This window comes from Polyangium fumosum, assembly GCF_005144585.1.
Taxonomy (GTDB): Bacteria; Myxococcota_A; Polyangia; order Polyangiales; family Polyangiaceae; genus Polyangium; species Polyangium fumosum.
Map to the genome: position 1 here is coordinate 65,729 of NZ_SSMQ01000040.1, position 25,298 is coordinate 91,026.

23 protein-coding genes are annotated in these 25,298 nt (G+C 68.1%); 12 read left to right on the forward strand and 11 right to left on the reverse strand.

Going from position 1 to position 25,298, the window contains the following annotated elements:
- Position 1: 1 nt before the first annotated feature.
- Positions 2-844 (reverse strand): leucine-rich repeat domain-containing protein, encoded by an 843-nt coding sequence (locus E8A74_RS31505; RefSeq protein ID WP_136932812.1) that lies wholly within the window; start codon positions 842-844, stop codon positions 2-4.
- Positions 845-969: 125 nt separating this feature from the next.
- On the opposite strand from E8A74_RS31505, the gene E8A74_RS31510 reads away from it, so the two are divergent.
- The 5 genes from E8A74_RS31510 to E8A74_RS31535 all read left to right on the forward strand — a co-directional run bounded on the left by E8A74_RS31510 (position 970) and on the right by E8A74_RS31535 (position 7,695).
- The gene (locus E8A74_RS31510) at positions 970-2,235 is read left to right on the forward strand and encodes a hypothetical protein (protein WP_136932813.1); all 1,266 of its coding nucleotides are present in this window, start codon (positions 970-972) and stop codon (positions 2,233-2,235) included.
- Positions 2,236-2,302: 67 nt separating this feature from the next.
- On the forward strand, positions 2,303-3,631 hold the full coding sequence (locus E8A74_RS31515; protein ID WP_211365487.1) for a serine/threonine-protein kinase: 1,329 nt from the start codon (positions 2,303-2,305) through the stop codon (positions 3,629-3,631).
- A gap of 5 nt (positions 3,632-3,636) precedes the next feature.
- Positions 3,637-4,608, forward strand: a complete 972-nt coding sequence (locus E8A74_RS31520; RefSeq protein ID WP_136932814.1) for a tetratricopeptide repeat protein — start codon at positions 3,637-3,639, stop codon at positions 4,606-4,608.
- A complete protein-coding gene (locus E8A74_RS31525) occupies positions 4,608-5,933 on the forward strand; it encodes a hypothetical protein (RefSeq protein ID WP_136932815.1) in 1,326 nt (441 codons plus the stop codon). The genes E8A74_RS31520 and E8A74_RS31525 overlap by 1 nt, the downstream gene beginning before the upstream one ends.
- 130 nt (positions 5,934-6,063) lie before the next feature.
- The gene (locus E8A74_RS31535; RefSeq protein WP_170229523.1) at positions 6,064-7,695 is read left to right on the forward strand and encodes a mechanosensitive ion channel; all 1,632 of its coding nucleotides are present in this window, start codon (positions 6,064-6,066) and stop codon (positions 7,693-7,695) included.
- On the opposite strand, the gene E8A74_RS31540 is transcribed toward E8A74_RS31535, so the two are convergent.
- From E8A74_RS31540 to E8A74_RS31550, 3 genes are all read right to left on the reverse strand, one after another.
- A complete protein-coding gene (locus E8A74_RS31540; RefSeq protein ID WP_136932817.1) occupies positions 7,673-9,040 on the reverse strand; it encodes an adenylate/guanylate cyclase domain-containing protein in 1,368 nt (455 codons plus the stop codon). The genes E8A74_RS31535 and E8A74_RS31540 overlap by 23 nt on opposite strands.
- A 12-nt stretch (positions 9,041-9,052) precedes the next feature.
- Positions 9,053-10,381 (reverse strand): aminotransferase class III-fold pyridoxal phosphate-dependent enzyme, encoded by a 1,329-nt coding sequence (locus E8A74_RS31545; protein WP_136932818.1) that lies wholly within the window; start codon positions 10,379-10,381, stop codon positions 9,053-9,055.
- A gap of 150 nt (positions 10,382-10,531) precedes the next feature.
- Positions 10,532-11,299 (reverse strand): hypothetical protein, encoded by a 768-nt coding sequence (locus E8A74_RS31550; RefSeq protein ID WP_136932819.1) that lies wholly within the window; start codon positions 11,297-11,299, stop codon positions 10,532-10,534.
- A gap of 90 nt (positions 11,300-11,389) precedes the next feature.
- Between E8A74_RS31550 and E8A74_RS31555 the strand changes: the two genes are divergently transcribed.
- Positions 11,390-12,391: a hypothetical protein gene (locus tag E8A74_RS31555; RefSeq protein ID WP_136932820.1), complete on the forward strand. Its 1,002-nt coding sequence runs from the start codon at positions 11,390-11,392 to the stop codon at positions 12,389-12,391.
- A 235-nt stretch (positions 12,392-12,626) separates the two neighbouring features.
- A complete protein-coding gene (locus E8A74_RS31560; protein WP_136932821.1) occupies positions 12,627-13,811 on the forward strand; it encodes an RCC1 domain-containing protein in 1,185 nt (394 codons plus the stop codon).
- 99 nt (positions 13,812-13,910) lie between these two features.
- On the opposite strand, the gene E8A74_RS31565 is transcribed toward E8A74_RS31560, so the two are convergent.
- Positions 13,911-14,807: an AraC family transcriptional regulator gene (locus tag E8A74_RS31565; RefSeq protein WP_136932822.1), complete on the reverse strand. Its 897-nt coding sequence runs from the start codon at positions 14,805-14,807 to the stop codon at positions 13,911-13,913.
- Positions 14,808-14,917: 110 nt separating this feature from the next.
- On the opposite strand from E8A74_RS31565, the gene E8A74_RS31570 reads away from it, so the two are divergent.
- Positions 14,918-15,655 carry an SDR family oxidoreductase gene (locus tag E8A74_RS31570; RefSeq protein WP_136932823.1) on the forward strand — a complete coding sequence of 246 codons (738 nt, stop codon included), beginning with the start codon at positions 14,918-14,920 and terminating at the stop codon, positions 15,653-15,655.
- A gap of 21 nt (positions 15,656-15,676) precedes the next feature.
- Here the strand turns inward: E8A74_RS31570 and E8A74_RS31575 are convergent, their stop codons facing one another.
- Positions 15,677-16,453: a hypothetical protein gene (locus E8A74_RS31575; protein WP_136932824.1), complete on the reverse strand. Its 777-nt coding sequence runs from the start codon at positions 16,451-16,453 to the stop codon at positions 15,677-15,679.
- A 210-nt stretch (positions 16,454-16,663) separates the two neighbouring features.
- On the opposite strand from E8A74_RS31575, the gene E8A74_RS31580 reads away from it, so the two are divergent.
- Positions 16,664-17,959, forward strand: coding sequence for an amidohydrolase family protein (locus E8A74_RS31580; RefSeq protein ID WP_136932825.1), 1,296 nt, complete (start codon positions 16,664-16,666; stop codon positions 17,957-17,959).
- Between the two features lie 472 nt (positions 17,960-18,431).
- Positions 18,432-19,022: a hypothetical protein gene (locus E8A74_RS31585; protein WP_136932826.1), complete on the forward strand. Its 591-nt coding sequence runs from the start codon at positions 18,432-18,434 to the stop codon at positions 19,020-19,022.
- Between the two features lie 34 nt (positions 19,023-19,056).
- Here the strand turns inward: E8A74_RS31585 and E8A74_RS31590 are convergent, their stop codons facing one another.
- From E8A74_RS31590 to E8A74_RS31610, 5 genes are read right to left on the reverse strand one after another with little or no spacing between them, the layout of a single operon-like run.
- Positions 19,057-20,235 carry a hypothetical protein gene (locus E8A74_RS31590; RefSeq protein WP_136932827.1) on the reverse strand — a complete coding sequence of 393 codons (1,179 nt, stop codon included), beginning with the start codon at positions 20,233-20,235 and terminating at the stop codon, positions 19,057-19,059.
- Positions 20,236-20,259: 24 nt separating this feature from the next.
- On the reverse strand, positions 20,260-21,504 hold the full coding sequence (locus tag E8A74_RS31595) for a peptidase associated/transthyretin-like domain-containing protein (RefSeq protein ID WP_136932828.1): 1,245 nt from the start codon (positions 21,502-21,504) through the stop codon (positions 20,260-20,262).
- 47 nt (positions 21,505-21,551) lie between these two features.
- Positions 21,552-21,887 (reverse strand): hypothetical protein, encoded by a 336-nt coding sequence (locus E8A74_RS31600; RefSeq protein ID WP_136932829.1) that lies wholly within the window; start codon positions 21,885-21,887, stop codon positions 21,552-21,554.
- Between the two features lie 46 nt (positions 21,888-21,933).
- Positions 21,934-23,004, reverse strand: a complete 1,071-nt coding sequence (locus E8A74_RS31605) for a sigma factor-like helix-turn-helix DNA-binding protein (RefSeq protein WP_136932830.1) — start codon at positions 23,002-23,004, stop codon at positions 21,934-21,936.
- A gap of 16 nt (positions 23,005-23,020) precedes the next feature.
- Entirely contained in the window at positions 23,021-23,251 is a 231-nt protein-coding gene (locus E8A74_RS31610) for a hypothetical protein (RefSeq protein WP_136932831.1), read from the reverse strand.
- A gap of 230 nt (positions 23,252-23,481) precedes the next feature.
- Here E8A74_RS31610 and E8A74_RS31615 point away from each other — a divergent pair, with 230 nt between their 5' ends.
- Both E8A74_RS31615 and E8A74_RS31620 read left to right on the forward strand, forming a co-directional pair.
- On the forward strand, positions 23,482-23,988 hold the full coding sequence (locus E8A74_RS31615; protein WP_136932832.1) for a hypothetical protein: 507 nt from the start codon (positions 23,482-23,484) through the stop codon (positions 23,986-23,988).
- Positions 23,989-24,148: 160 nt separating this feature from the next.
- Positions 24,149-25,297, forward strand: coding sequence for a M35 family metallo-endopeptidase (locus E8A74_RS31620; protein ID WP_136932833.1), 1,149 nt, complete (start codon positions 24,149-24,151; stop codon positions 25,295-25,297).
- Position 25,298: the final 1 nt, after the last annotated feature.

The following is a 25,298-nucleotide window of genomic DNA, read 5'->3' on the forward strand; positions in this document are numbered from 1 at the left end:
CTCACTCGTCGTGCACCTTGAGCCCCGGGATCCCCAGCATCACGGCCTGACCGCTCACGGCCGAACCTCCGATGTGCAGGTTCTTCAGGCTCTTGAGCTCCTTCAGCGGCGCGAGATCGGTCACGCGCGTGCGCTTCATCTGTAGCATCTCGAGCTTCGTCAGCTTGGAGAGCGGCGTCAGATCCGTCACCTCGGTCTCGTCGATCTGCAGCTCCGTCAGGCTCGTCAGCCCGGACAGCGGCGTCAGGTCCTTGATCGGCGTGCGGCCGATGTCGAGCCGATCGAGCTTCGCGAGGCCCGCGAGCGGCGTGAGGTCTTTGACCTGCGTGGCCGCGATGCGCAGCGACTCGATCGTCGTGAGCGTCTTCAGCGGGCTGAGATCGTCGATCTTCCCGGGTGGCAGGTAGAGGCCCTTCACCGACGTGAACAGCGGGAAGATGCACGGGTCGAGCTCGTCGAGCTTCGCCTCGGTCAGGTTCAGCGTCTTCGCTTTGCCGAGATCCGCCTTCGTCAAGGCGCCCTCGGGCTTCTGCGCCTGCACGCGCACGACCGCCTCGAACTTCGGATCCGTGAACGTGATTGTCGCGTCCTTCGAGCACACGACGTCCTTCTTCTTCGGCGGCGGGGCCGGCTCCGCGGCGCTCGGCGTGGGCGCGGACGTGGGCGCCTGTGCCGGTGCGGCAGAGACGACGGGCGCGGCGCTCGGCTTCGGGGCCGCGGCGACGGGCGCGGCGCTCGGCTTCGGGGCCGCGGCGTCGGGCTTCTTTTCGTCACATCCGACGAGCGACGTGAGGGCGATCGAGAGGGCGAAACCCGCGAGGGGCGCGATCGTTCGGGGCAGCATCGGCGCGGATGGTACAAGGGCCGTACGCGGAGGGGTAGACCCTTGGCTTCGCGGGACGAACGCGTCGTTGCGCTGGGTCTCGAACCCCCGTACCATCCGGTCTCCCGCGAACCGCGAGGGAGCCCTTGACCGCCGCACGACTCGACTTCGGCCACACGCTGAGCGAATTGGCGCTCGCCCCGACGTACAGGGCGTTCGAGTGTTTTCGCGAGGTGCGCGTCCCGCAGGGCCTCGCGGAGGTCTCGCACGAAAGGCTGCTCGGCGCACTCACCTCCGCCGTCGCGGTCACGGCGAAGCGGCTCGGCCTGAAGGCCCGCGACGTCGAGGCGATCCTCCCGTGGGCCGGGTACATGGGCCAGCTCCAGCAGCTCGAACGCGCGCGCGTCGAAGCGCAGACCGTCTTCGATCAGTACGCCGTCTCCGTCGGAGGCCTGCTCACGGGCCTCGCGGGCGCCACGATGGAGGTTGATCCCAAGCGCAAGAGCGCCGCGCAGACGCTCACGAACGTCGCGCGCCGCTTCTCGCGCGAGCGCGCGCTCGTGGGCCCGCTGAAGGTGCTCGCGGCCGAGCTCGAAGCCTGGGAAGAGGCCATGGAGAAGGCCGGGGAGCTCATCGATCGGAGCCGGCTCGTCCATCGGCACCTGCAGCGCCGGCAGCTCTTTCGTGTCTCGCTCGTGTTCTTGATCTTCGCGATCTGCTCGGTCGCAGGCGCGTTCATGATCCGCGAGCGCCGCATCGCCGCCGCGCGCCAGAAGCTCGACGCGCGTATCACGGCCGCGACCGACCCGTGCTCGATCACGGACATCGACGAGGAAGAAAAGCGGCACGCGCTGCCCGAGCATTTCGCGCGGATCGACGAGAAGAAAAAGGCCTGTGAGGAGCGGCGGGCGCGCGAGCGGTACGAGGCCTCGTGCGACGCGCTCGTGAAGGCCGTCGAGTCGGGCAAGCTCTCCGCGGAGGACAAGGCGACCGCGAAGGGCGCCGCCGAGAAGCTCGAACGCGCCGCAGAAGGGAAGCTCGTCGCCGCGGATCTCCTGGCCAAAGAGTCCGAGATGCCGTGCGGCGATACGAAGGCGAAGGGCCGCATCTGGCTCGCGTACGCGCGCGGCGCGGCGCGCTCCACGGCGGCGTGGGCCGACGTGCCGGAGATCTCGGAGGACCTCAAAAAGGCCCTCGCTTCGAAGGAGCTCGAAAAGGAGACGGCCTACAAAGAGGGCATCGCGCCGGACGCCGAAGACGTCGCGTCACGGGCGATCAAGGGCGACGCCGTGGCCATGGAGCGCGCCGAGAAGCTCTGCAACGGTCGTGCGGCCTACGGGCTCGAGGTCGGCAAGAAGTGCCAGCGGTTCCTTCAGATTCTCGAAGGGCTCGCGAAGCAAAAGAAGAAGTGAGCCCGGCGCCCGTGAAAAGCCGGCACTAGTCTTGACAGTCTCGCGGCGAGACGGTTCGATCGGCACGATGGAGCACGTGGCCGACGACGTCTTCCAGCGAGCCCGGGCGCGCGTAGGCCAGGTCTTGCGCGGCAAGTGGCGTCTCGACCACCTGCTCGGCGTCGGCGGTACGGCGTGCGTCTATGCGGCGACGCACCGGAACGGCAAGCGCGGCGCGGTGAAGCTCCTCCGCCCCGAGTTCGCCACCGACGAGGAAGCGCGCCATCGCTTCCTGCGCGAAGGCTACGTCGCGAACCGGATCGAGCATCCGGGCGCGGTCGCCGTGCTCGACGACGACAGCGCAGAGGACGGCGCGGTCTTCCTCGTGATGGAGCTCCTCGAAGGGCAGAACCTCGAAGAGCGCGGGCGCTCGCAGCTCGGCGGTCGCCTGCATCCGTCCGAGGTCGCGTTCGTCGCGGAGCGCCTGCTCGACGTCCTCGCGGCCGCGCACGACAAGGGCATCGTGCATCGGGACATGAAGCCCGAGAACGTCTTTTTGACGCGCGCGGGCGCCGTGAAGATCCTCGATTTTGGCATCGCGCGCATGCGGGACAACACGGCCGTCGGGGGCGCGGGTCGGGCCACGGAGGTCGGCAGCATCATGGGCACGCCGGCCTTCATGCCGCCCGAGCAGGCGCTCGGGCACACGGCCGAGATCGACGCGCGCACCGATCTTTGGGCGCTCGGCGCGGTCATGTTCTACGCGCTCTCCGGCAGGCTCGTCCACGAGGCCGAGACCGTGAACAAGGTCCTGCTCGCCGCGATGACACGGCAAGCACCGCCGATCGGCTCGATCGTGCCCGGCCTCCCGCCTGCCTTCTGCGAGGTCGTCGATCGCGCGCTCGCCTTCGATCGCCAGCGCCGCTGGCCCGACGCGCGCACGATGCAGCGCGCGCTCCAGGCGGCGATGCAGCACATGCCGCCGGCGCCGCCGATCACGATGGGGCCTGCGACCGGCGGCGCGCAGGGGCCCGGCGCGGCGCGGATCACGAGCGCGCCGTTCTCGCGCGACGCGTCCGCGTCGCCGCTGCCCTCCCGAAAAACCCTCCTCGTCGGCCTCTCGCTCGCGGCGGCCCTCGTGCTCGGCGGCGTCGGGTTTTTCCTCGTCCGCGTCCGCGGAGCGACGACGACCCCGGCGACCACTGCTCCTGCCGCCGTGCCCGAGCCTGCACCTTCCGCGGCCCTCGCGCCGCCTGCATCCGCGGCGACCCTCGCCGCCGCGCCCACGCCTGCGCCCTCGGCGAGCGCCGCGCCCAAGGCGACGGCGGGGACGCGCGCCCTGCCCACGCCGACCCCACAGAAGAGCACGAAGCCGCCGCAACAAGGCGGCTCGAAGGACATCTTCAGCGAATGGTGACCTCGATGAACGACCGCTCGACCTGGGACCGACGCAAGCTGCGCGTCGTGGGGATCGGCGCGGCCCTCCTCGTGTCCTTGCTCGCGCGCCCTGCGGCCGCCGACAAGACCGACGACGACGCGCTCCGCGCCGAGGAGCTCTTCAAAGAGGCGCGCGCGGCCATCGACAGGAACGATTACGCCGCGGCGTGCCCCAAGTTCGAGGAGAGCCTCGCGCTCGTCCGCCGCGCCGGCACCCTCTTCAACCTCGCGCAATGCGAGGAGCACGAGGGGCGCCTCGTCACGGCGATGCGTTATTACAAGGAAGGCATCGTCGTCCTCGACCCCGGCGACCCGCGCCTCGCGCCCTCGAAGAAAAAGCTCGCGGAGATCGAGCCGCGCATCCCCTTCCTCACGATCAAGCCCAAGACGGAGCTGCCGAAGGACACGCGCGTCACCATCGACGGCAAAGAGGCCGAGGGCGTCGGCGTCGCGCTGCCCGTCAATCCGGGCAAACGCACGATTGCGGTGCTCGCGCCCAAGCACACGGAGGAGACGTACCTCGTCGAGGTCGGCGAGGCGGAGCAGGTGGAGCTGCTCGTCAGCGCGGGCAAGGTCATCGTCGAGCCGCCGCGGCTCACGCCGGCGGATCTCTTGAGCATCCGGCAGCGGCGTATCGCGGCGGTCTCGTTGCTCGGCGTCGGGGCGCTCGGGTTCGTCGCCGCGGGCATCACGGGCGGGCTCGTGGTCTCGACGTATAACGACGTCGAGAAAAATTGCGGGGGCGGGCGCTGCGCCACGAAAGACGCGTACGAAGCGGCCCAGAGCGGACAAACGCTGCTCGTCGTGAACACCGTCGCGTGGGGCGTGGGGATCGCCGGGGCGGGCGCCGGAGCGGTGCTCTACCTGCTGGCCAACAAGAAGCAGGCGGAAAAAACAGGGCCGACGCAGTCCCTCCTCGTGGGGCCGGGCTTCGTCGGGGTACGAGGGAGCTTTTGATGTCCTCCACGAGCACGCACCGCGCGCTGCGCTCCATCCTTGCCTCGTCGATCGTCGCCCTCGTCGGAGGCGGGTGTATCGCGCTCGGATACGATTTCGACCGAAAGCCGCCGATCCCTTGTAGCAAAGACGAGGATTGCCCCGGCGAGGACACGTTCTGCGGCACGCGGAAGTGCGAGCAGAACGTGTGTACGTTCGTGAACGTGCAACCCGCGGGGGTGAAACCCCTCGGCCAGCCGGTGGACGATTGCCAGGACGTGACGTGCGACGGAGCGGGCCACGCGGTCTCGAAGCCGGCGTCGGATCAGCCCCCCAAGGATGCGAGCGAGTGCACCGAGGACAAGTGCGTGGATGGGACGCCGCTCTTCGTGCCCGTGGCGGACGACGCACCTTGCGGCAAAGGGCTCGTGTGTGACGGGTTCGGGTCGTGCGCGGGGTGCACGGCGGCCACCGATTGCGGAGACGACGGACCGTGCGTGAAATGGTCGTGCACGGCGGAAGGCGTCTGCCTCCGGGTCAACACGCCCCGGGGGACCCTCGTCACGGACACCGTGAAGGGGGATTGCCTGGCCGAGGTCTGCGACGGCGATGGGAATGTCGTCACCCTCTCGTTTCAGGATCCGATGGACGACGGAGATTCTTGCAAGGACGACATCTGCAAGGACGGCGTCACCGTGCACGAGCCCGCGGCGAACGGGACGCCCTGCGAGACGGGCTGCCGATCGTGCACGGACGGCGTATGCGACATGATGTGCAGCCCTGGATTCGGCTGCAAGGACGACATGTTCTGCAAGCCCCTCGAACAACAGCCGAACGGGTCGGCTTGCCAGGAGGCGATCGATTGCACGAGCGGCTCCTGCGTCGACGGGGTCTGCTGCGAGAACGAGTGTTCCGGCAAGTGCATGGCTTGCTCCAACCAGAAGACCGGGCAAGCGAACGGCGTGTGTGCGCCGGTGATCGACGGGTCGAACCCCGACATGGATTGTGGAGAGTCGGACGTCTGTTTCGGGGGGAAATGTCGTTGCGAGAATGGCCTGCAGGACGGCGCCGAGCTCAAGGTCGACTGCGGGGGGATCTGCGCGCCGTGTGGTGGTAAGTGGGTTTGTAATGGCAGCGGCGGGTGCAAGGCTCCCGTTCAGGAGTGTTGCGCCTTCATTTCGTGTTGGGGTAATTGCGACAATAAGACCGATGATTGTACGTTCATCGAGGGCACGGCGTGCACCGTCGAGGTGGACAAACCGAGGTCGTTCACCGCGGGCGCCGTGGAGGCGTCGTGTGGTTGGTCGGGCGAGGCGTGCCGGCGCATCACCTGCCTCTGTCAGTGAGGGCGGCGTCGTGGGTCCGGGGTTCTTGGGTGTATGCTTCTGTCAATACGCATGCAAGCGCATGACCTGCATCTGCCAGTAATCGCCCGTCGCACTTGACCTTGCCGGCCCGCCGGCCGAAGCTTGCCACGTGCCCCCGTTCCGCCCGCTCCGAGGCGTCCTCCTCGCGCTGATGTGCCTGGCGCTGCCGATCGGCGCCCACGCAGCGCCCGATGCTGCGGTGCTGGCGCCCGAGGCCGCTTCCGCTTCCGCCGCCGCTCCCGCACCCGCCGCCGCTTCCGCTTCCGCCTCCGACTCCGCTCCCGCATCCCCCTCCGCCTCGGCCTCCACCGCCCCTCCCATCCCCGAAGGCGCCCCCGTCCGCCTCCGTGATGCGCGCCTCTTTTCCCTCCGTGTCCCCCGCGCGGGCGAATCTCCCGAAGAGCGCGCGCGCGCCGCCACGATGGCCCTCCGCGCCGCCGCCGAGAGCGGCGAAGAGGCCGCCGTGCGGGTCGAGCGGCGCGGCGATGAAGCCGCCGTCCTCGTGGGCACTCGAACGATCGTCACCATCGGCCCCGACGACGCCGCGGCCTCCGGCCAGCCCAGCGTGGTCGCGCTCGCCGAGGACGTCGCCGGCCGCGTCCGCGTCGCCCTCGCCAAGGAGCAATCGCGAAGCGCCGCGCTCCTCACCTTGCTCTCCGTCGCGCTCGTCGTCCTCTCGGGCATGGTCGCCCTCTTTTTCGCCCGCAAAATCGGCCAGATCGCCGACCGGGCGCGCGCCTTCCTGGAGGAGCATCCCGAGCGGATCCCGGCGATTCGCCTGCAATCGATCGAGGTCGTCCGGCCGGAGTCCTTCCGCGCCGCCATGCTCATCGCCACGAAGGCCGGGCGTATCCTCTTCCGGCTCGGCATTGCTTATGGCTGGGTCCTCATCGGCCTCTCGCTCTTCGAGCCCACGCGTGGTTATGCCGAGCGCCTCAGCGGGTTCGTCTTTGGCCCCCTTTATTCGCTCCTCGCGCGCCTCATCGGCTCGCTCCCCTTGCTCGTCGTCGCGGTCATCGCCGCGATCGCCCTCATCGTCCTCGTCCGCTTCATTGGCCTCTTCTTCGAGGGCGTCGCGCGTGGGCAAACGACCCTCGATTGGCTCCCGGCCGACCTCGCCGCGCCGACGAGCATCCTCGTCCGGGCCTCCGTCGTCATCGGGTTTTTCCTCGTCGCCGCCCCGCTCGTCCTCGGCAATGACGACGGCGCCCTCGTGCGCGCCGGCACGGCCGTGATTGCGGCGCTCGCGCTCTCCACCACGCCCGTCGCGGCCAGCGCGGCTGTCGGCATCGTCGTCGTGTACGGACGCCGGCTCTCGGTCGGGGATCACGCCGAAATTGGCGGCCGCGCGGGCAGGGTGCGCGCCGTCTCGCTCCTCGAAGTCGAGCTCGAAGGGGAGGACGGGACCTTTCGGATCCCGCACCTTTATTCGCTCGTAAGGCCCACGCGCCTCCTCGGACCGGAGCCGCCCGTCTCGGTCGAGGTCACGCTCGAAAAGGTGGCCCTCGACGACGAAGCGCGCGAGCTCTTGCGCGAGGCGGCGGGCGCGGTCGGCAGCCGGCCGCGCGTCGAGCTCGTGCGGCTCGACGCCGAAGGCGCTTGTTATCGGGTCACCACGCATCGCGCCGGCGTGGGTGCGGCGAGCGAGCTCGTGGTCCTCCTCGCCGAGGCGCTCTCCGCCGCGGAAATCCCGCTCGGGCGGGCCGGCCTGCGGATCGTCAAGCCAACCGAAAGATCCTGACGGGCTCTTTTCGACCACGCACGTGCAGCGGCGCCGTCGCCGCGGCCTCGGGCAGATCGAGCCCACACGCCTCGAACACCCGCGCCGTCACGAGGATCTGCGAGCCAAGCTCCTTGTTCAGCCCCTCGACGCGGGAGGCGACATTCACCACGTCGCCAATGACGGTATATTCTTTTCGCTCCGACGAACCCACGTTTCCGATGAGCGCCTTGCCCGACGCGATCCCGATGCCGACCCGCGTCGCCGGGATCGATCCGTCGGCGACCAGCGCTTCGAGCCTCGATACGATCTCCAGCGCCGCCTCGATCGCGTTCTTGCAATCGTTGTCGCCCCGCAGCGGCGCGCCGAACACGGCCATGAAGCCGTCGCCGAGGAACTTGTTCACGATGCCGTGGTGCGCGTTGACGCTCTCGATCATGAAATCGAAGAGGGCGTTCAGGTACCCCACGACCTCTTCCGGGCTCTTTCGCTCCGCGAACGCCGTGAAATTGCGGACGTCGAGGAACATCACGCACACCTCGCGCAGCTCGCTCCGGACGTCCGCCTTTTGCGCGAGAAGCTGCTCCACCACCGCGGGCGAGACGTGTTGCCCGAACACGCTCAGGATCCGGCCGCGGTCTTCGAGTGACTCCAGCGTCCGCCGGAACCCCTTCTCCAGCCGCCGCGCCACGAACCCTGCGGCGACGCCGCTCCCGAGCAGGATGAGCGCCTTTCCAAGGTGATGCGCCGCCGACGCGAGCGGGCTCCCCGCCCTCGCCGTCGCGCCCTGGAGCGTGAAAAACGCGAGCAGCGTATACTCGGTCGCGGCCACGATTCCCGAGAAGATGCAGAGCTTCGGGTCGAGCCGCAGCGTCGAGAGCAGGATGAATACGAAATAGACGAACGCCGGCGGCAAGAGCAGCGCCTCGAACGGCTCGACGATCGACATGTAATAGATGATCGCGAGCGTCGGCAGGCTCGTCTCCACGAGCGTGTCCACGTAACGCCGCGCCGCGGGCGGCTTCTTGCGGCTCTGGATGAGCTTCTCGACCCCGCGCAGCGCGACGAGCTCGTACGCGGCGAATCCGCCGAGCAAGAGGCCCACGCGGACGCGGTCGAGCCGGCTGTGGAAGAACTCGGCCATCGCGCCGGGGTACGACGCCGAGAGCGCGAGGAACGCGATGAGCGCGCCGCCGAACGCCCCTGCGAGGAGCTGCGCCCGGAAGCGCTCGCTGATGAGGATCTCGCGCGCGAGGTTGTCGCTGATCGTCCTCCGGGCGAGGCCCTCGGCCGGGGGAACGGCGAGGGCGCTTCGTCCGGAGGCGAGCGAGCGTGGAGCCTCGGTCGGGGGCGCGAGATCCGTCATCCGGGGTTCGGGCTACGCGAGCTTTTCGTCAGCGATCGTGAGCGCGGCGTCGAGCGCGGCGATGCCCTCGTCGAGCTCCTCCTCCGTCACGATGAGCGGCGGCGCGATCACGAGGTGGCTCACCCACGCGAGCACCGTCACGCCGCGTTTCGTCATTTCGGCGGCGACCGCGTCGATGACGAGCGGCTTGCGCGCCGCCTTGTCCTGCGGCGTGTTGAACGGCTCCTTCGTCGTGCGGTCCTTGACGAGCTCCACGGCCCAGAAGAGCCCGAGGCCACGCACGTCGCCGATCGACGGGTGCTTCGCGGCGAGCGCCTTGAGCTTCTGCCCGAGCAGCTCGCCCATCTTCGCCGAGCGCTCGATGAGGTCGAGCCGCTTGTACTCGTTGATCGCCGCGATCGCGGGGGCGAGCGTGAGCGGGTGCGCCTCGTAGGTATGGCCGTGTGCGAAGTAGTTGTCGTCGAAGAAATCGGCGATCGCGCGGCTCGTCGCGACCACGCCGAGCGGCACCGCCGCGTTCGTCACGCCTTTCGCCGTCGTCAGGATGTCGGGCGTCACGCCCCAGTGCTCCACGGCGAACCACTTGCCCGTGCGGCCCCAGCCCGTCATCACCTCGTCGGCGATGAGCAGCACGCCGCGCTTTTTCGCGAGCTCGGCGAGCTTCGGCAGGTAGTCCGGGGGCGGCACGAGCACGCCGTTCGTCCCGACGATCGGCTCGACGAGGATCGCGGCCACGTTCTCCTCGTGGTCGATCATGTACGCGAGGTAATCGGCGCAGGCCGTCCCGCACGTCCCCTGCTTTTGCTGGAGCGGGCAACGATAACAATTCGCCTCGGGCCCGAATATCACGCCCGGGATCTTCCCGGTCGGCTCCACGAACCAGCGGCGCAGGTCGCCCGTCGCGGCGATCGAGCCCGCGGTCGAGCCGTGGTAGGACGTGTAACGGGCGATGATCTTGTGTTTGCCCGTGTAGAGCCGGGCCATCTTGATGGCGGCCTCGTTCGCCTCGGTGCCGGAGGTGGCGAAGAAGAACTTCTCGAGCCCCTTCGGCATGACCTCGAGCATCTTCTGCGCGGCCTTCGCGCGGACGTCGCACGTGTACGAGGGGCCGATGAACGCGAGCTCCTTCGCCTGCGCGCAAATGGCGTCGATGACCGCCTGGTTCTGGTGGCCCAGGTTCGAGCAGACGAGCTGCGACGAGAAATCGAGGTATCGTTTGCCAGAGGCGTCCCAGAAATGGCAGCCCTCGGCCTTCGTGACGTGCAGGGGCTTCCAGCCGCGCTGCGCGCGCCAGGTGCCGTAGGTATACCTCGCTGTGAGCTCGGAGATGTCGTCGGTCATGACCGCGCATCCTAGGACATCACCGAGCGCTACGGAACGATGGTCTTCGCGTCACCCCGCGTCACCCCCAGCTCCCTCTCCCTGGAGAAGAGGAAATGTGTCCGACGCCCCTCTCCCGGACGGAGAGGGGTTGGGGGGGAGGCAGGACGCTCAGGGCATCTTGACGACGTGGAACGTCTGCACGAAGCCCGGCTTCGAGGGCGTCCCGAACACGCCGAGCAGCTTCGAGTCGGGCACGATGTAGATCGCCTTCAGCGCCGAGATGTCGAGCCTGCCGCCGACGGCCGTGAACGCGACGGTCTTTTTTTCCCCCTCCTTCACGCCCTCGATCTTGCCCTTCGACCACTTGAGCTTCATCGAGAGGCTCGACACGTCGAGGTCGTCGCGGTTGTCCGGCCAGCCGATGCCGCGGATCGCCACGAACCCGCCTTCTTCGAGCTTCGCCGCGAGCTTCGGCAGGACCTCCGCGACCTTCTCGTCGAGGTGCTCCTCGCACTCGCCGGGCTGACAGATGCGCATCGGATCGCGGCTCTGCCCGTCGTCTCCGTAGAAGTGGATGTCGAGGCTCCCGGTCGACTCCGTGCGCTTCTCCATCGGCACGACGAAGAGCTTCTTCGACGCGGACCAGCCGATGCGCCGGCCGCCGCCCTTGATGATCTCCTTCGCGAGCGACTCCGACTCGCTCAGCGCCTTCGCCTCGGCGGGCTTGCGCTCGGGCGCCTTCGCCTCGGCTGCGGGCGCTTCGCTCTCGGGCTTCGCCTCGGCCGCGGGGGTCTCCTCCGCGGGCTTCGTCTCCGCGGGGGCGGCCTCTTTCGCGGCGTTTTCGCCGCTTCCCTCGGGCGTTTCGGGTTCCTTCGCCGGGCCGCAGGCCGGCAAGAGAGCGAGTACGAAGGTGAGGGCGGCGAGGGAGCGAACCATGGGGGGAGACCTCCTGCGAGGAAGCTACTCCAGGCCGGGCCCGCGCGGAAAACCTTTTCCAGGGCGCGGAGGCCGGTACACTCGCGCATCATGCAAAACCACTCACGTTCTTTCTCTTTGCCTCGCATCACGACCAGGCTCGCGCTTCGGCTCTCGGCGCTCTTGCTGCTCGCCGCGCCGCTCGCCGCGTGCGGGGACGAGGGCCCGGCGCCTCCTGGTCCGATTCCGCTCGACGCGCTGCGTGACGAGCTCGCGCTGGCGACGTGCGAGCAACACGTGCGGTGCGGGCTTTCGCCGGACAAGGCGACGTGCGAGGCGACGCAAGGCGACGCGCAGTCGACGCTCCAGCTCTTGACGGACGCGGTGCTCGGGCGCGTGACGTACGACCCGGCGGCGGGGCGCACGTGCGTCGAGGCGGTCCGCGCGTATGCGTGCGACACGCGCGCCTCGGCGCTGAAGGGCTCCTCCGACGCGTGCGCGGGGATGTTCGTCGGCACGGTGCCCGAGGGCGACGCGTGCTTGCTCGCGGAGGAGTGCGCGGGCGACAGCTTCTGCGACACGTCGATGTGCACGGGCGACGGCGTGTGTTGCCTCGGCGCGTGCACGAAGCGGCCGGCGCTGGTGGCGGTGGGCGGCGACTGCACGACGAACCCGTGCGTCGCGTCGGCCTACTGCGATCAGGCCGAAATGCCGTTCACGTGCAAGGCGCGCGGGGGCAACGGCGACGCGTGCGACGGGGTCGACCAATGCAAGGACGGGATGCGCTGCGACGTCGGCGGCAATCCGCAGACCTGCTACCTCCTGCAAAACCGCGGCGGCCAGTGCAACCCTTCGCTGAAGCAGGGCGCGTGCTTCCGGTTCGACGATTATTGCCACCCGACGGACCGCAAATGCGTGCAGCTCCCGAAGGACGGCGAGCCGTGCACCGACGACAACAAGTGCCTGCAATATTCCTTCTGCGACGCCGGCACGTGCAAGCGGCTGGCGATCGAGGGCGAGGCGTGCACGGATGACGGAGACTGCCTCGGCACGCTCCGGTGCAACGAGATGGTGTGCACGATGCGGGCGTCGAATGAGGTTTGTGCGTTCTGACGGGAACTGATTGCGGAGAGGGATGCCCGTGGGGGGGCGTCCCGTGGGGCCGATGGATTTTCGCTGCGCCGTGGAGCCTCTCATCCGGCGCGATTCCCCCCGCTCCTTGACCGCCGCCTCCAGGCCCGCAGGCGGCCTTGCAAACGTTCTCCGCGCTAACTACCCTCCCGAGCCTGTGCCGTCCTTCGCCTCCATCCAGTTCGCTCGCTCCTGCACAGCCGCCGCCTTCGTTCTCATGGCGTCCGCCGGATGCGGGGGCGCGCCCGAGCATCCGGCGGTTCCTGCGCCCTCGCTGCCGCCGCCTCCCGCGCTCACCGGCGCGCCGCCGCTTGGCTGCGCGGCGCCGCTCGCCGATCGGTCGGCGAAGGCCACGGCTCTTGTCGCGAGCGAGCTCCACACGTGCGCGCTCCTCGACGGCGGTCGCGTGGCGTGTTGGGGGCGCGACGAGAAGCGTGGTCGGATGAATCTTTGCGAGAGCAAGCACGCGGCTCTGGCCGTCGAGCTACCGTTCGAACGCGGGGACCAGGTCGCGACCTCGATGGAAGGTACGTGCACGCTCTCGCAAGGCACCGTCCGCTGCACGGAAGGAATCTTCACCGCGCTGTGCGACGATCACGCCTGCGGGAGCGGAGAGGTCGCGGCGCTCGCGGGCGCCTCACGAATTGCGGTCGGCGACTACCACATCTGCGCCATCGTTCGTGGTGAGGTCGTTTGCGTGGCACCCGTATTTTCGCACGGCGTGGCGCCGGTGCTCGCGAATCCTGGCGGCCGCGAGGCGAAGCGGGCGCCGGCGGGCGCGGGCGGCGAATACGCGCGGGGCAAGGTGTCGATTCGCGGAGCAACGCTCGTGACGGCCGGCTCCGGGTTCTCGTGCGCGACCGATGCCGCTGGTGCGGTGTGGTGTTGGGGCGCCAATTCTTTTGGCGTCCTCGGCGTGCCACACGGCAAAGAGCAGGACGACGGCGTTCTGCACCGCGTGGCGGCCTTCGATGGCGTCGTCCACCTCGAGTCGAACCGCGTGACGACCTGCGCGATCACACGCACGGGCGACACATATTGCTGGGGCGCCGATTTCGATGACGGTCCTGCCAAGATGCCGTTCGAGCGCGCGCGCGACGTCGCGATCGGAGACGGATTCGTCTGCGCGGTCGACGGCGCGAGCCGCGTGACGTGCGCGGGAAAGTTCAGGGATGTGCTCGGCGGCGAGCCGCTGTCCTTCGCCGGCAAGCCGATCGAGATCGCGAGCGGCAGCGGGCGCCTGTGCGCGCGGCTCGAGAGCGGCGCGATCGCGTGTGCCGGAATCTCCGGGTACCTCGGCGATGGCGGCGGTTTGCCGACGCCCGTCAACGACGGCTCCGGCGCGATGGCCGTCACGCTCGTCCACGAGCCGCGCTACGTCCTCGGCCCGCCCGCCGAATAACGCGCGCGTTCGGATCCGAGAGAGCGCGCTGGCATCTCGCGAACTTCTCGCCGAACGCGTGGAGCTGATGGCCCTACGGGATGGTGGATGTGACGACTTCTATCCAGCCCGCGCATACTGGCTCGGCGGCTGTCCTACGTATCGGCTGAATGCCGTGCTGAAGGTGCTCGCCGAGCCGTAGCCGACGCGCTCGGCGACCTCGGCGATTCCGAGGTCTTGGTGGCGAAGCAGATCCCTCGCGACGGCCATTCGCCAGGCGAGCAGGTATTCCATCGGCGGCAGGCCCACGGTGCGGGTAAAACGCTCGAAAAACGCCGAGCGTGAGAGCGCCGCCGTCTTCGCGAGCTGGGCCACGGTCCACGAGCGCGCGAGCTGACCGTGCATCTGGCGTATCGCCGGCGCGAGCTGCGCATCGGAGAGCCCGCGCAGGAGCCCCGGCGGCGCGTCGTCGCCGGAGGTCGATCGCAATGCTTCGATGAGCAGCACCTCCACGAGCCGCGTGAGCACGAGGTCGCGCCCTGATCTCTGCGCATTCGATTCCTCGCCGACGAGCCGCACGAGGACCGAGAGCCGCTCGACACCACGCACGTGCACGAGCGCCGGCAGGAGCGACACCATCAGAGCCGCGTCCGGCGAGTCGAACACGAAATAACCGCCGAGCAGCCGCGCGTCGGGGCGGGCGCCACGCGTGCCGTGGTGGACTTCCCCCGTCGGCGCGGGCGTGAGCTTGGGGTCGATGCGCGTTGGCAGCACCGGTTCGAAGCCCGACAGCGTGAAACCCGGCGTCGCCGGCAGGAGGACGAAGTCATTGGCCTCGAGTGTCACGGCAGGCTGACCGTCGACCGCGAGGAGGCAGCGGCCTTCGAGCACGACACAGAAGCTCGGTTGGCCAAACTCCTCGTAGCGAACCCCCCAACGACCGGCGCCGCTGATGCGCTTCGAGAACACGGCGCGCGGCTGAAGCAGCGTGATGACTTCCGAGAGAGGATCGTTCACGTTCCGGACTCTAGCAAATGAAACGTGGACTCTCCATGGTAGATCGTCCGGCATGTCGCGACTACGTTCTCCCCCATGAACGCCGCGGGCTGCGGCAAAGGAGTCGAGCGATGAAGACGGTGCTCATCACGGGTTGCTCTTCGGGTTATGGCCTCGAGACCGCGCGCCATTTCCACGCGCAGGGCTGGAACGTGGTCGCCACCATGCGAACGCCGCGCGAGGACGTTCTCCCCCGTTCGGACCGGCTGCGCGTCCTTGCGCTCGATGTGACGAAGCCCGAGCGTATCGCCGCTGCGCTCGAGGCGAGTGGGCCCATCGATGTGCTCGTCAACAACGCGGGCATCGGGCTCCTGGGCGCCTTCGAGGTCACGCCGATGGCCACGGTGCGCGAGGTGTTCGAGACCAACACCTTCGGCGTGATGGCCATGACGCAGGCCGTGCTCCCCCAATTCCGCGCGCGCAAGTCGGGCGTGATCGTGAATGTGACGTCGAGCGCGACGCTCGCGCCCATGCCGCTGGTGGCCGTGTACACGGCGAGCAAGATGGCCATCGAAGGGTTCACCGCGTCGCTCGCATTCGAGCTCGAGGCATTCAACGTGCGGGTCAAGCTGGTCGAGCCGGGTTATTGCCCGAACACGAGCTTCACGAGCAACGGGGGGGCCCGCATGGAAGGGCTGATCCCCGAGGCGTACGCGCCTTTTGCAGGGCGCATCTTCGCTTCTTTCGGGCAGCTCACTGCCGTGACGAGCGCGTCCGACGTGGCCGAGGGGGTATGGCGTGCCGCGAACGACGCGACGGGAACCCTCCGTTTTCCGGCCGGTCCTGATGCGGTGGCGCTCGCCTCCTGAGATCGAACAAGCCGCGGCTCGTCAGCGCGTCGTCTCTTTCCCGGCCAGGCCCCGACGATCGGCCGGCGCGGGGCCCGCGAGCGGCGCGTCGAAGAAATGAGCCATCCAGCGGAGCAGATCCTCCTCGGGCGCCGAGGGCATGACTTCCATGCGGACGTGCCAGAGATGCTCCCCCTCCTCGATGAAGCGCTCGTAAAGCTCGGCGCGGTCGCAGCCTTTCTCGACGTACGCCCATTCCACGATGCGCCGGCCCTTCTCGTCCCGAAGCTCGGCGACGCGGTCGAACCAGTTCACGAAGCTCGCGTCCGCCATCTCGTCGGTCACGTCCTCGCCATTCGCGTCGAACGACCTGACCGCATGACGAAACAGGCTTTGCCCCTCCGGCCGCGCGGCCCGGTGGTCGAACACCTCGACGACGACCGAGATGAATTCGTGATCGTCGTATGCGTACTTCATCACGAGGTTCGCGGGCGTCTCGACCTCGTCCTCGTCCTCGTCCGCGGCGCCGTCGTCTACGTTTTTCGCGACAGGCACGGCGTGGAAGCCCGGCGGCGGCTGGAGCGCCCGATAGCCCTTGCCCCAGCCGTCCGTCGCTCGCGCGGCCGCCGCGGCTCGTTGCCGCGTGGCTTCGTTGGACCCAGGCGGGGCCACGGCGGAACCCGACCCACGACACCCCGGCGGGTGCACGGCGGCGCGTTTGCCGGCCTCCGGGGCCGATGAATCGAGCGGGGCCGCGGGCGGCGCGGCGCCACAGGCGAGGAGGAGGGACAGCACGGGGAGCAGGACCAGGCTTCGCACGCCCGGACATCGTTCGGGCCTCCCGGAGTGTGACGGCGTTTCTGTCATGACGACGTCACGGGGGCCGTCATGGCCGCGTGACAATTGTTGCGCGCCCGCGACAGCTTGCGCGGGGCGCCTCTTGTCTGGCAGCCTCGCGAAACCCGGAGAGCCGTCGGCCGGATCGGTACGGTCCTTGCTGCTCCGGTCCGTGGTCGCCCGAGCTTTCCCATGTGGAAAACAGCATTCCAAAGATCCTCGTTCGCCTTCGCCCTCCTCGCGACCGTCCATTGCGGCCCGGGAAAGGAGAACCCCCCCGGCGACACCGGCGGCGGCGCATGCACGAGCAACGACAAGGCCCTTCGGCTGGGCAAGCTCGTGAATCCCGAGGATGGCAGGGTCCTCGACAAGGCGATCGTCGTGATCCACGAGGATCGAATCAGCTACGTCGGCACGGATGAAAAGCAGATCCCGTGCGGGGCCAGCGTCCTCGATTGGACGGCGTACACCGGTCTCCCCGGCCTCGTGGATGCCCATGTCCATTTCACCTACCAGACCGACCGGGCGCCGGGCACGCTCCCGTGGACCCGGGCCCCCTGGTTGATGAACAACAACCCCTACAAGCTCCTGGACCTCGCCCGAGGCGCGGCGCTGGCGACGCTCAAGACCGGCGTCACCACCGCGATCGACAAGGGCGGCAGCGACTTCATCCTGAACCCCTTGCGCGCCGAGATCAGGTCCGGCAAGACGCCGGGCCCGCGGATGTACAACTCCATCGGCGGGATCTCCAATCAAAAATACCCGGGCGCGATTCCCCCCGATGCCTTGAAGGGCTGGGTGCAGCTCCAGGTGCTGCGCGGCGCCGATCTCGTGAAAGTGTGGGCCGACGGGTGCAGCGACAAGACGCTCGACTGCGTGCCGACGTTCACGTTCGACGAGCTCAAGCTGCTCGTCGACACGTCCCATCAGGAGGGGTTGCCCATCGCGATCCACGCGTACCACGAGGACACGGCCCGGCTCGCCATCATGGCCGGCCCGGACTCGATCGAGCACCCCGAGGGCCTCGATGTGGTGGACTGCGGCAACATGATCGACAGGGGGACGATCTACGTGCCGACCGTCGATCACAACCGCTATTACAAGGACAACCTCGTGTTCTTCGGCTACGCCCCCGAGATGGAGGCGAAGTTCGACGCGTACATAAAGAAGAACCTCGCCAGCGTGACCCAGGCGCACCTGATGGGCGTGAAGATCGCCATGGGCTCGGACGCCGTGTTCACTGGATTCGGTGAAAATACGCAGGAGCTCGCCTGGTTCGTGAAGGCCGGGATGACCCCACTCGAAGCGCTCCGCGCCGCCACCCTCCATGGCGCCGAGAGCATCGGCGCCGCGCACGAGGTCGGAAAGGTCGCCGTGGGCTATTACGCCGACATCATCGCGGTCGAGGGCGACCCTCTGGCGGACATCAACGTCGTCCTCCAAGGGGTCCGCAAGGTGATGATGGGCGGGCGGGTCGCGGAACTCTGACGAGGCCCGCCCCGGGGCGCCTCCGCTGCGCGGGCGATCGGGCCGGCCCTATGGCACGCTGCGGGCGTGCAGACGATGGCAGCGGCGCTCGGCGTGATCGGAGTGCTGCCCCTTCGACATCGGAGTCGGCGAGCCCGTGATCGGAGTGCTGCCCCTTCGACATCGGAGTCGGCGAGCCCGTGATCGGAGTGCTGCCCCTTCGACATCGGAGTCAGCGAGCCCGTGATCGGAGTGCTGCCCCTTCGACATCGGAGTCGGCGAGCCCGTGATCGGAGTGCTGCCCCTTCGACATCGGAGTCGGCGAGCCCGTGATCGGAGTGCTGCCCCTTCGACATCGGAGTCGGCGAGCCCGTGATCGGAGTGCTGCCCCTTCGACATCGAAGTCAGCGAGCCCGTGATCGGAGTCCCCGGACCCCGTTCACGGGTCATGCCCTTGACGCCGGCCGTGGGGTTCGTTAGGCCGGATCTCCCCATGAAAACCAAATTCTTCCTGCTCGCACTCCCGCTCGCACTCGGCCTCTCGACGCGCGAGGCCGACGCCTCGATGTATCCGCCCAGCTATCCGACCTGTGGCATCGTCGACAGCGTCGAGACCGGACCTTTCGAGATCCTCCGGAACAGCGTGGACCTCTATGATGCCCACGCCCTGCTCACGGTCGCCTACCGCGGATACCTCCGCGACATGTATCCGGACAACGAGATCAACATCTACGTGCAACTCAACGGCAACGACGCGTTCCTGCCGGCGAGCGCCGGGACGAATGACGACGCGTACGTGGTGCTCGATTCGGGCCCGCGTAATTGCGTCTGGTGTAGCAATGGCGGATATGGTGGGTCTTCGGTCTGCGACGGGCTCACGTTCCCGCCCTATTCGAGCGGGCAATGGGTCTGTGGCGACATGACGCCCACGGAGGCGGACCTGTTCTACTGGGCGTTCAACCAGAATGGCGCGCAGAACGCGTGGGACATTCAGGTCGCGGCCGAATCCCACGGCAACTGGGATAGCAACTGGGGTTGGAACTACGCGGCCCGCCTGGAGCCGCGCCTCACCTGTTCCTATTGAGCGCGGCTCCCTCGCGGAGGAAAAGGCCGCCGCTTCATGTATCCGGCGGTCGACAGCAAAAGGTCACCGCCTGCTCGGGGTCTTCCTGCACGTCTCCGCTCGGCGCTCCACCACTCGGCTCGCACGCGCCCGGGAGATACGCTGGCGGCGTGATCTCCTTGCTGCCGATCGGCAGGCCTGTGGGGAACACGTTCGTGCACTGTTCGCCGAAGGACGCGATTGGGTCGTCCGAGAGGAGCTTCGAACACGCGCCATCCTCGAACGTGCGGACGCGCGCGAGGCATCCGCCGCCGCCGGCTGCGCCACACGCGCATGCCGTGCACGCGCGTCCTTCGATCCAGCCTTGCCGCTCGTTCGTCACCTCGTACACGACGAACCGCTTGCCCTTGTCCCAGCCCGTGGGGCACGTGTGCTCCCCCGTCCGCTTGACGCACGTGTGAAACGCGTCGGGCATGGGGCGGATCGACGGTAGACACGAGAGACTCGTGGCGTTGCACGTCGGGATCAGGCAGCCGATCGCCGAGGTCTTCCACGTGGGCTCGGGCAGGCCGTAGTGAGCGACGGGGAGCGGCTCTGCGAAGGGCTCGCATGCTTCGCCGACGGGAGGCCCGAGGGGCGAGACGACAATCGACTGCGCGCACAAGGCGGAGCCGCACATCGCGCCCGCGGCGAGGGCGTGCGCATCGGTGCAGGAGCCGTCCCACCCTTCCGGTCCGCCAAATGGCAAGCTCGTGCCCGCGGCATCGCAGATCGCGGAACGGATCTCGATGGTTTCGGGGAGCGTAGTGCAGGCGCCGGTCGGTTCGGTGCATTTGCACGGATCGCAGTTCGCCGGCGGGGCGGAGACGTCTGCGTGGCCGAGGAAGACCGGGAAGGCCTCCTCTCCGTCGGCACCAAGTGCGGGGCAGCGTGTGGGGGCCTCGGTCGAGGGACCGTGCCAGAGCGCGCGGAGGTCCCAGTCGTCGGGGGGGGGCGGGATGCAGGGGCCTGCGCAGCCGATGGCGGAGGAGGTGCTGGCGTCGTTCGCGTCCGGTCCGGCGTCGGGCCGGTAACAGACCCCCTCAATGCATAAGCTATCAGCGTAAACACACGGGAAATCTGGACCGCAGGGGAAGCTGGTTCCCGCGTCGCCGTTGCACCCGTGCACAACGAACGCGAGGAGGGTTCCCGTCATCGCCGAGATCGCGAGCAGAAGCGCGGGCTTGGTCTTCATACAGGCTATCATACCACAAAACGTTCAGGTTCCAGAACGCCAAACCGCGGCCAGACTGAACCCGCCCATCACGCTGGGACCGCTCCATATCTCCTCCATGCTGCCAGAACGTAGCGGCGTCCTATCTCGAAGGACGACGACGTCAGCGGTGAAACGGACCTGGAAGGGTCCCCATGCCTGAAGCTCGATGCCTGCACTGGCGCCAGCACCCCCGCGGAACCTCCATGCAGACGATGGCGGCATCCGTATGGTGTTCGTCTCATGTCCAATGCCGCCGAGATGCCCCAAAAAACACCCGAAGAAGAGGGTGCGCGTCACGCAAAGGGCAGGCAATACGCCTACTGTGACGCCTCGGATAGGCCACCCTTCGATCTCGAACGGAGACCATGCGGCGCGGGCATCGAGGCGAACCGACACGGGCGGCGCCACCTCGCGATCGACCGAAACGACGAAGCCCGATGCGGGGAGCTGCGAAACTGCACCGAGTACGAGAATCCCGCCCGCACCGAAGGACCAGCGCCGTTCCATCGGCGAGCTTGGGGGCCTCGCTGCGGGCTTGGACGGCGCGGAGTTCGGGAAGCTGGACGCTGCGAGCGGCGATGGCGCCAAGGTTGCCGCCGCGGGCATCGCGGGCGCTGACGGCGGGGCAGAGCTCGACGAGGACGGCGGCGGAATGGGCTCGAGCACGAGCAGCGGCACGGTCTCACGCCCTCCCTTCGACGCATCGACCGTCTGCACCGCGTCCTTGAACCCCGACAGCCTCGCGCGGATCTCGTGACGCCCTGGCTTGACAAACACATAAAAATCGTTTCTCCCGATCGACGCAGGTTCGAGCTCGCCATCGATCCACACCTCCGCGCCGAGGTGAGAGACGGTGATGTCGAGGCGACACACCTGCGGGCGAGCCCGCTCGAACGCCGCGACGATCTGCCGCCGCTCGCTGGGCGGGATGTCGTGTCCGTCGATGAACGCCAGGAAGAGGTGTTGCACGGCCTCTGCGATCGCCCCTCCCTCCAGGGCAATGAGCCCGAGACGGCCGCGGAGCCGAGCGTCGTCACGGATCTGGAGCGCGTCGGAGTAGGCCTCGACCGCCTCGGAGAGCCTGCCCGCGGCGCGGGCCTTGTCGCCCTTGCGCGAGAGCTCCGCGAAGCGCGCGGCGCGAACGGCCGCGGAGCTCGTGCTCGGCGAGGAACTCGGTCCATCGTCGGCGCGCGCGAGCCTGGAGACGAGGAGCAGCACGAGCACGAGCCACGCGAGGCGAAGGTGCATCGAGCTCGATCGTATCCGGGGACGAACCACGCCGGAGGAACGAAGCTTCATCCCCGCCGCTTCTTGCGGTCGAAGATGCCGGCTGTCGCATTCCACGCGACGAGGTGGAGTGTGTCCATCACGTGCTCCTTCTCTTCTTCCGTGAGCTGATACCCGACAAACTTGGCGCGATTCCGCTCTTGCCCTGGTTTGAGGCTCTTGGTGTTGATGTACAGGCACCCGTCGGTGCCGAAGGCAAACTCCGTCGGGATCACCGCGGGCGGGGCATCGTCTTCGAGGACCCCGGCGACCTTGGATTCGTCGGGCTTCGTGGTGCGCGTGGCCCTCCGCGGGCGTGGGGTCGAGGGGGCTGCGGTTTGGCTCTGGGGTTGACGTTTGGGCATGATGATCACCTTGAAGGGCGTGGTGGTTTCGTGGATTCGGGTGGCCTTACTCCCGACCTCGCTTCAGCGGGGGTTTCGTGGCCCGCAATCGTTTCAGCGCCTCCGGGGAGAGCGTGCCGCTTGGGCTCACGGTCGACGCGGAAGCGGAGTTCGCGGAGCGCGGCGAAGAGGGCGTGGGTGCCTCCGTGGGATGCGAATGCGGCGGCGGCGCCGCGCCGGTCAGGTCGCGATCGAACACCAACGGCGGCACGTCGAGACCCGCGCAAGCCTGGCGGGGTTTGTCGTCGTCGTCCAACTGCAGGGTGACCATCACGAGGCCGGCGGGAGCGACCCCGACGACCACCACCAAGATGAGGAGGGCCAGAAGGACCCCGACCGGACCCATGGAGAGGACGGAGGGTGTGGCCGGCACTCTCGGTGGGGATGGCGGTGGTGGCGCCGGGGGATGCGGAGGCTCGCCAGGACCCCCAGGCCCGCCTGGTCCCCCAAACGAGGGCAAACGGCCCTCGGCCTCCCAGATGGCGCACATCGCGGCCTTGAACTCGGGCCGGATGGCGAGCAGGCCCGGGAGCAGGAGCGCGCCGCGCCGACGGTTCTTTTCCTCGTCGCTATGGCCGCGAATCCGTCGCCCGAGCTCCGAACAGGTCCGCCAAACCCGCGATTGCACGCTGGACGGGGTGAGGCCCTCTTCCTCGGCGATGTCTCGATCGGTGCGGTCGTAGATCCTGCTCGCCACGACCAGACGCCTCGTTTGCGGATCGAGCGCGTCGAGGGCCTCCATCAAGGCGAGAGCCTCGGCGGCCTGCTCTTCGATGTCCCCCTCGGGGGCGAGTTCGTCCGGCGCGAGCGTCTCGTCCAGCCGGGCGGCTTCCCGCGCCGCGCGGTGTCGCAGACGGTCGGCCACACGCGCCGCGAGCTTGAACAACGCGAGCTGCGCCTCGCGCGGGGTCGCAGGGATCAGCTCGGGGTGTTTCCCGACCTCGGCCCATACATCTTGCGCGGCATCCGCCGCATCCCGGTCGCAGAGCCGAAGATATCGGAACCACCTCGGCAGGAACTCCGCGTACCTCCGGTAAAGGTCGAGGAACGACGGCGAGGGGACAGGTTCGGTGGTCACACCTCTACTGGACAGCTCAGAGGCGTTTCCATGCAGGCCATGTCGATTTTTTTTCGTCGGCGGGTTCTACGTTACAAACCGCGACGAGCGTTTGTACACCGAGCTCGCGTGGCAGGCGGGGCGCGGCTTGTCCGCCGCCGTGGAGGGGCTTGATGGCGACGAGGCGGCCGAGCTTCGTGTCGCGCGCGTGCCCTTCCTCCGCGGGCGACGGGCGCGCCGGCAGGGGGTCGTGAAGCTCGCTCCTCATGACGCGGGGGGCCGAGCCTCTCACGCACAGGAGAAGCAGGCAGGAGACAACCGTACGTGTGCCGAAGAGAACGGCGTATCGCGTACGGAGCGACGGCAAGCGTGAACGCGGTCTTCGACCTCGTTCACGGTCCACTCGGACATGAAAAAGTGTGCTCTGGCCAAAGGAAGAATGCCCGTGCTCCGTCGAACGCGCACACAGGGCCCACTCCCCTGCACAAGGAGGATTTGATGTCCGAGAATTCGATTGGCAAGTACACGGGTGATGGTGTCGTCGACGCGTCGCCATTCAAGCACAAACTCGTCGACCTCAAGCGCGGCGATATGCCGAAGCTCAAGCGCTCGAAGCCGGGCTGCGCAGGCGTGCTCGTCGACCTCGCGAAGGCGATGCCCGAGCACGGCGACGAGGCCCGTATCCATCCGGATTGGCATGCCGAGATCGTCGAGGTCAAGCAGACCCTCGACGCGATCCGCGCGCAGCGCCCCGAGGCCGACAAGCTCGCCGAGGTCCTTCGGGAGAGCGAGGCCTATTATGAAGACAAACTCGAGGTCTTGATCAGCAGGGTCGGCAAGGCCGTCGTCGATACCGCGAAGGGCGAGGACAAGCCCGGCCTGCTCGCGACGTTCGAATCGACGCTCCGGTACCGCGCGCAATACGCGGAGAAGAGCGCCGCGACCCGCCGCAAGAACCAGCAGAACGCCGCCCCGCCCGCCGCCGAGCCCTCCACCCGGGGCTGAGCGGAATCCTCATCCCGCACCGACGTGGACTTGCGATGCTCCTTTCCGGGAGGGCATCGCAGGTCCACGAAGGTCGCCAAGCCGGAGGCGCCTCGTGGCGTACGGAGCGCTCGATCTCGCGCGCGAACGCGGTTAGGATGGCCACGGGGAGAGCATCCGGATGAGCAAGGCCGCCACCGATAGGTTCGACGAAGCGCTGAAGACGCTGGAAGACTTCTGCGTGCAAAGGCAGAACCCGAGCGCGTATTTCGGCGTGCTCCACTGGCTCCAGAAGCAGCCGAACAGGGACACGGCCCGGGCGACGATCGGAGCCCGCATTTCCCTCGACACCCACGGCCCCCTGCCCGCGGATCGGAAGCTCGCGCGCGCCTTCCTGCTCCTCTCGGCCACGTGCGAGAACAAAAGCGAGGCCCAGGTGGGTCTGCTTCGACAGGAGCTGCTCGCAGTGCCGCAGGGCGCTTTTGGTGCGAAGGTCCTGACGATGCTCAACGCGGCGATCGCCCGCCAGCCCTACCTCCCGGGCTCGGTCGTCCTCGATGCGACCCTGCAAACGAAGATCGCGGAGGCGGGCTTCGCGAAGGCGAGCATCCTGGACGCGTTCGAGACGGCGAAGTTCGTCCTCGGAAAAGCAAAGCTCCTCCTCGACGCCGGGCAATGCAGCGCCGCCTATACGCGGTGGTTCGGGACCATGGATGCGGCCCGATACGACACCGTGAAGGGGAACATCTCGAACCTCGTGTTCGCCGCCCACGCGAAGCCCGTCGTGATCCGTTACCTCGCGACCCCCGATTTCGGCAGCACGGAGAAGCAAACCTTCCAGCGATACAGCGGCAAGCGAGAAGCCCTGATCGCGCTCGGCGACAAGTTCTTCGGCTCGAACGCGGGGCGGCGGCCCCGGTCCAACGTCTACGACCTCCCCACGTACGGCGCGGCCGTGAACAAGGTGATGGAGCTCAACGACGAGAAGGCCAAGGCGGAAGCCACAGTCCTGAAAGAAGCGCAGAAGTTCTCCGACGTGGCCAAGCAGAACGCGGTGACGGAGGCCGGCTTCAGGGAGATCGAGGTCAACATCGACGCGAAACGCAAAGCGTTGGTCGCTGCCTTCAAGGACGACTACGTCATCGGATACACGGGCGTCATCGTCCACGAGCTCAGCCACCACGTCGCCGGGACGATCGACCTGACGAGCGAGGGGGTCACGATGTACGGCTACAACCTGTGCAGATTCCTCGCCGCGAACAGCCCGAAGAGCGCGATCAAGAACGCCGACAACTATCGGCTGTTCTGCGACGAGTTTCTGCCTGCTTGAC

Coding starts and splice junctions, on each gene's coding strand:
- E8A74_RS31505 (WP_136932812.1), bottom strand. CDS start 844: ATGCTGCCCCGAACGATCGCGCCCCTCGCGGGTTTCGCCCTCTCGATC.
- E8A74_RS31515 (WP_211365487.1), top strand. CDS start 2,303: ATGGAGCACGTGGCCGACGACGTCTTCCAGCGAGCCCGGGCGCGCGTA.
- E8A74_RS31520 (WP_136932814.1), top strand. CDS start 3,637: ATGAACGACCGCTCGACCTGGGACCGACGCAAGCTGCGCGTCGTGGGG.
- E8A74_RS31525 (WP_136932815.1), top strand. CDS start 4,608: ATGTCCTCCACGAGCACGCACCGCGCGCTGCGCTCCATCCTTGCCTCG.
- E8A74_RS31540 (WP_136932817.1), bottom strand. CDS start 9,040: ATGACGGATCTCGCGCCCCCGACCGAGGCTCCACGCTCGCTCGCCTCC.
- E8A74_RS31545 (WP_136932818.1), bottom strand. CDS start 10,381: ATGACCGACGACATCTCCGAGCTCACAGCGAGGTATACCTACGGCACC.
- E8A74_RS31550 (WP_136932819.1), bottom strand. CDS start 11,299: ATGGTTCGCTCCCTCGCCGCCCTCACCTTCGTACTCGCTCTCTTGCCG.
- E8A74_RS31555 (WP_136932820.1), top strand. CDS start 11,390: ATGCAAAACCACTCACGTTCTTTCTCTTTGCCTCGCATCACGACCAGG.
- E8A74_RS31560 (WP_136932821.1), top strand. CDS start 12,627: ATGGCGTCCGCCGGATGCGGGGGCGCGCCCGAGCATCCGGCGGTTCCT.
- E8A74_RS31570 (WP_136932823.1), top strand. CDS start 14,918: ATGAAGACGGTGCTCATCACGGGTTGCTCTTCGGGTTATGGCCTCGAG.
- E8A74_RS31580 (WP_136932825.1), top strand. CDS start 16,664: ATGTGGAAAACAGCATTCCAAAGATCCTCGTTCGCCTTCGCCCTCCTC.
- E8A74_RS31585 (WP_136932826.1), top strand. CDS start 18,432: ATGAAAACCAAATTCTTCCTGCTCGCACTCCCGCTCGCACTCGGCCTC.
- E8A74_RS31590 (WP_136932827.1), bottom strand. CDS start 20,235: ATGAAGACCAAGCCCGCGCTTCTGCTCGCGATCTCGGCGATGACGGGA.
- E8A74_RS31595 (WP_136932828.1), bottom strand. CDS start 21,504: ATGCACCTTCGCCTCGCGTGGCTCGTGCTCGTGCTGCTCCTCGTCTCC.
- E8A74_RS31600 (WP_136932829.1), bottom strand. CDS start 21,887: ATGCCCAAACGTCAACCCCAGAGCCAAACCGCAGCCCCCTCGACCCCA.
- E8A74_RS31610 (WP_136932831.1), bottom strand. CDS start 23,251: ATGAGGAGCGAGCTTCACGACCCCCTGCCGGCGCGCCCGTCGCCCGCG.
- E8A74_RS31615 (WP_136932832.1), top strand. CDS start 23,482: ATGTCCGAGAATTCGATTGGCAAGTACACGGGTGATGGTGTCGTCGAC.
- E8A74_RS31620 (WP_136932833.1), top strand. CDS start 24,149: ATGAGCAAGGCCGCCACCGATAGGTTCGACGAAGCGCTGAAGACGCTG.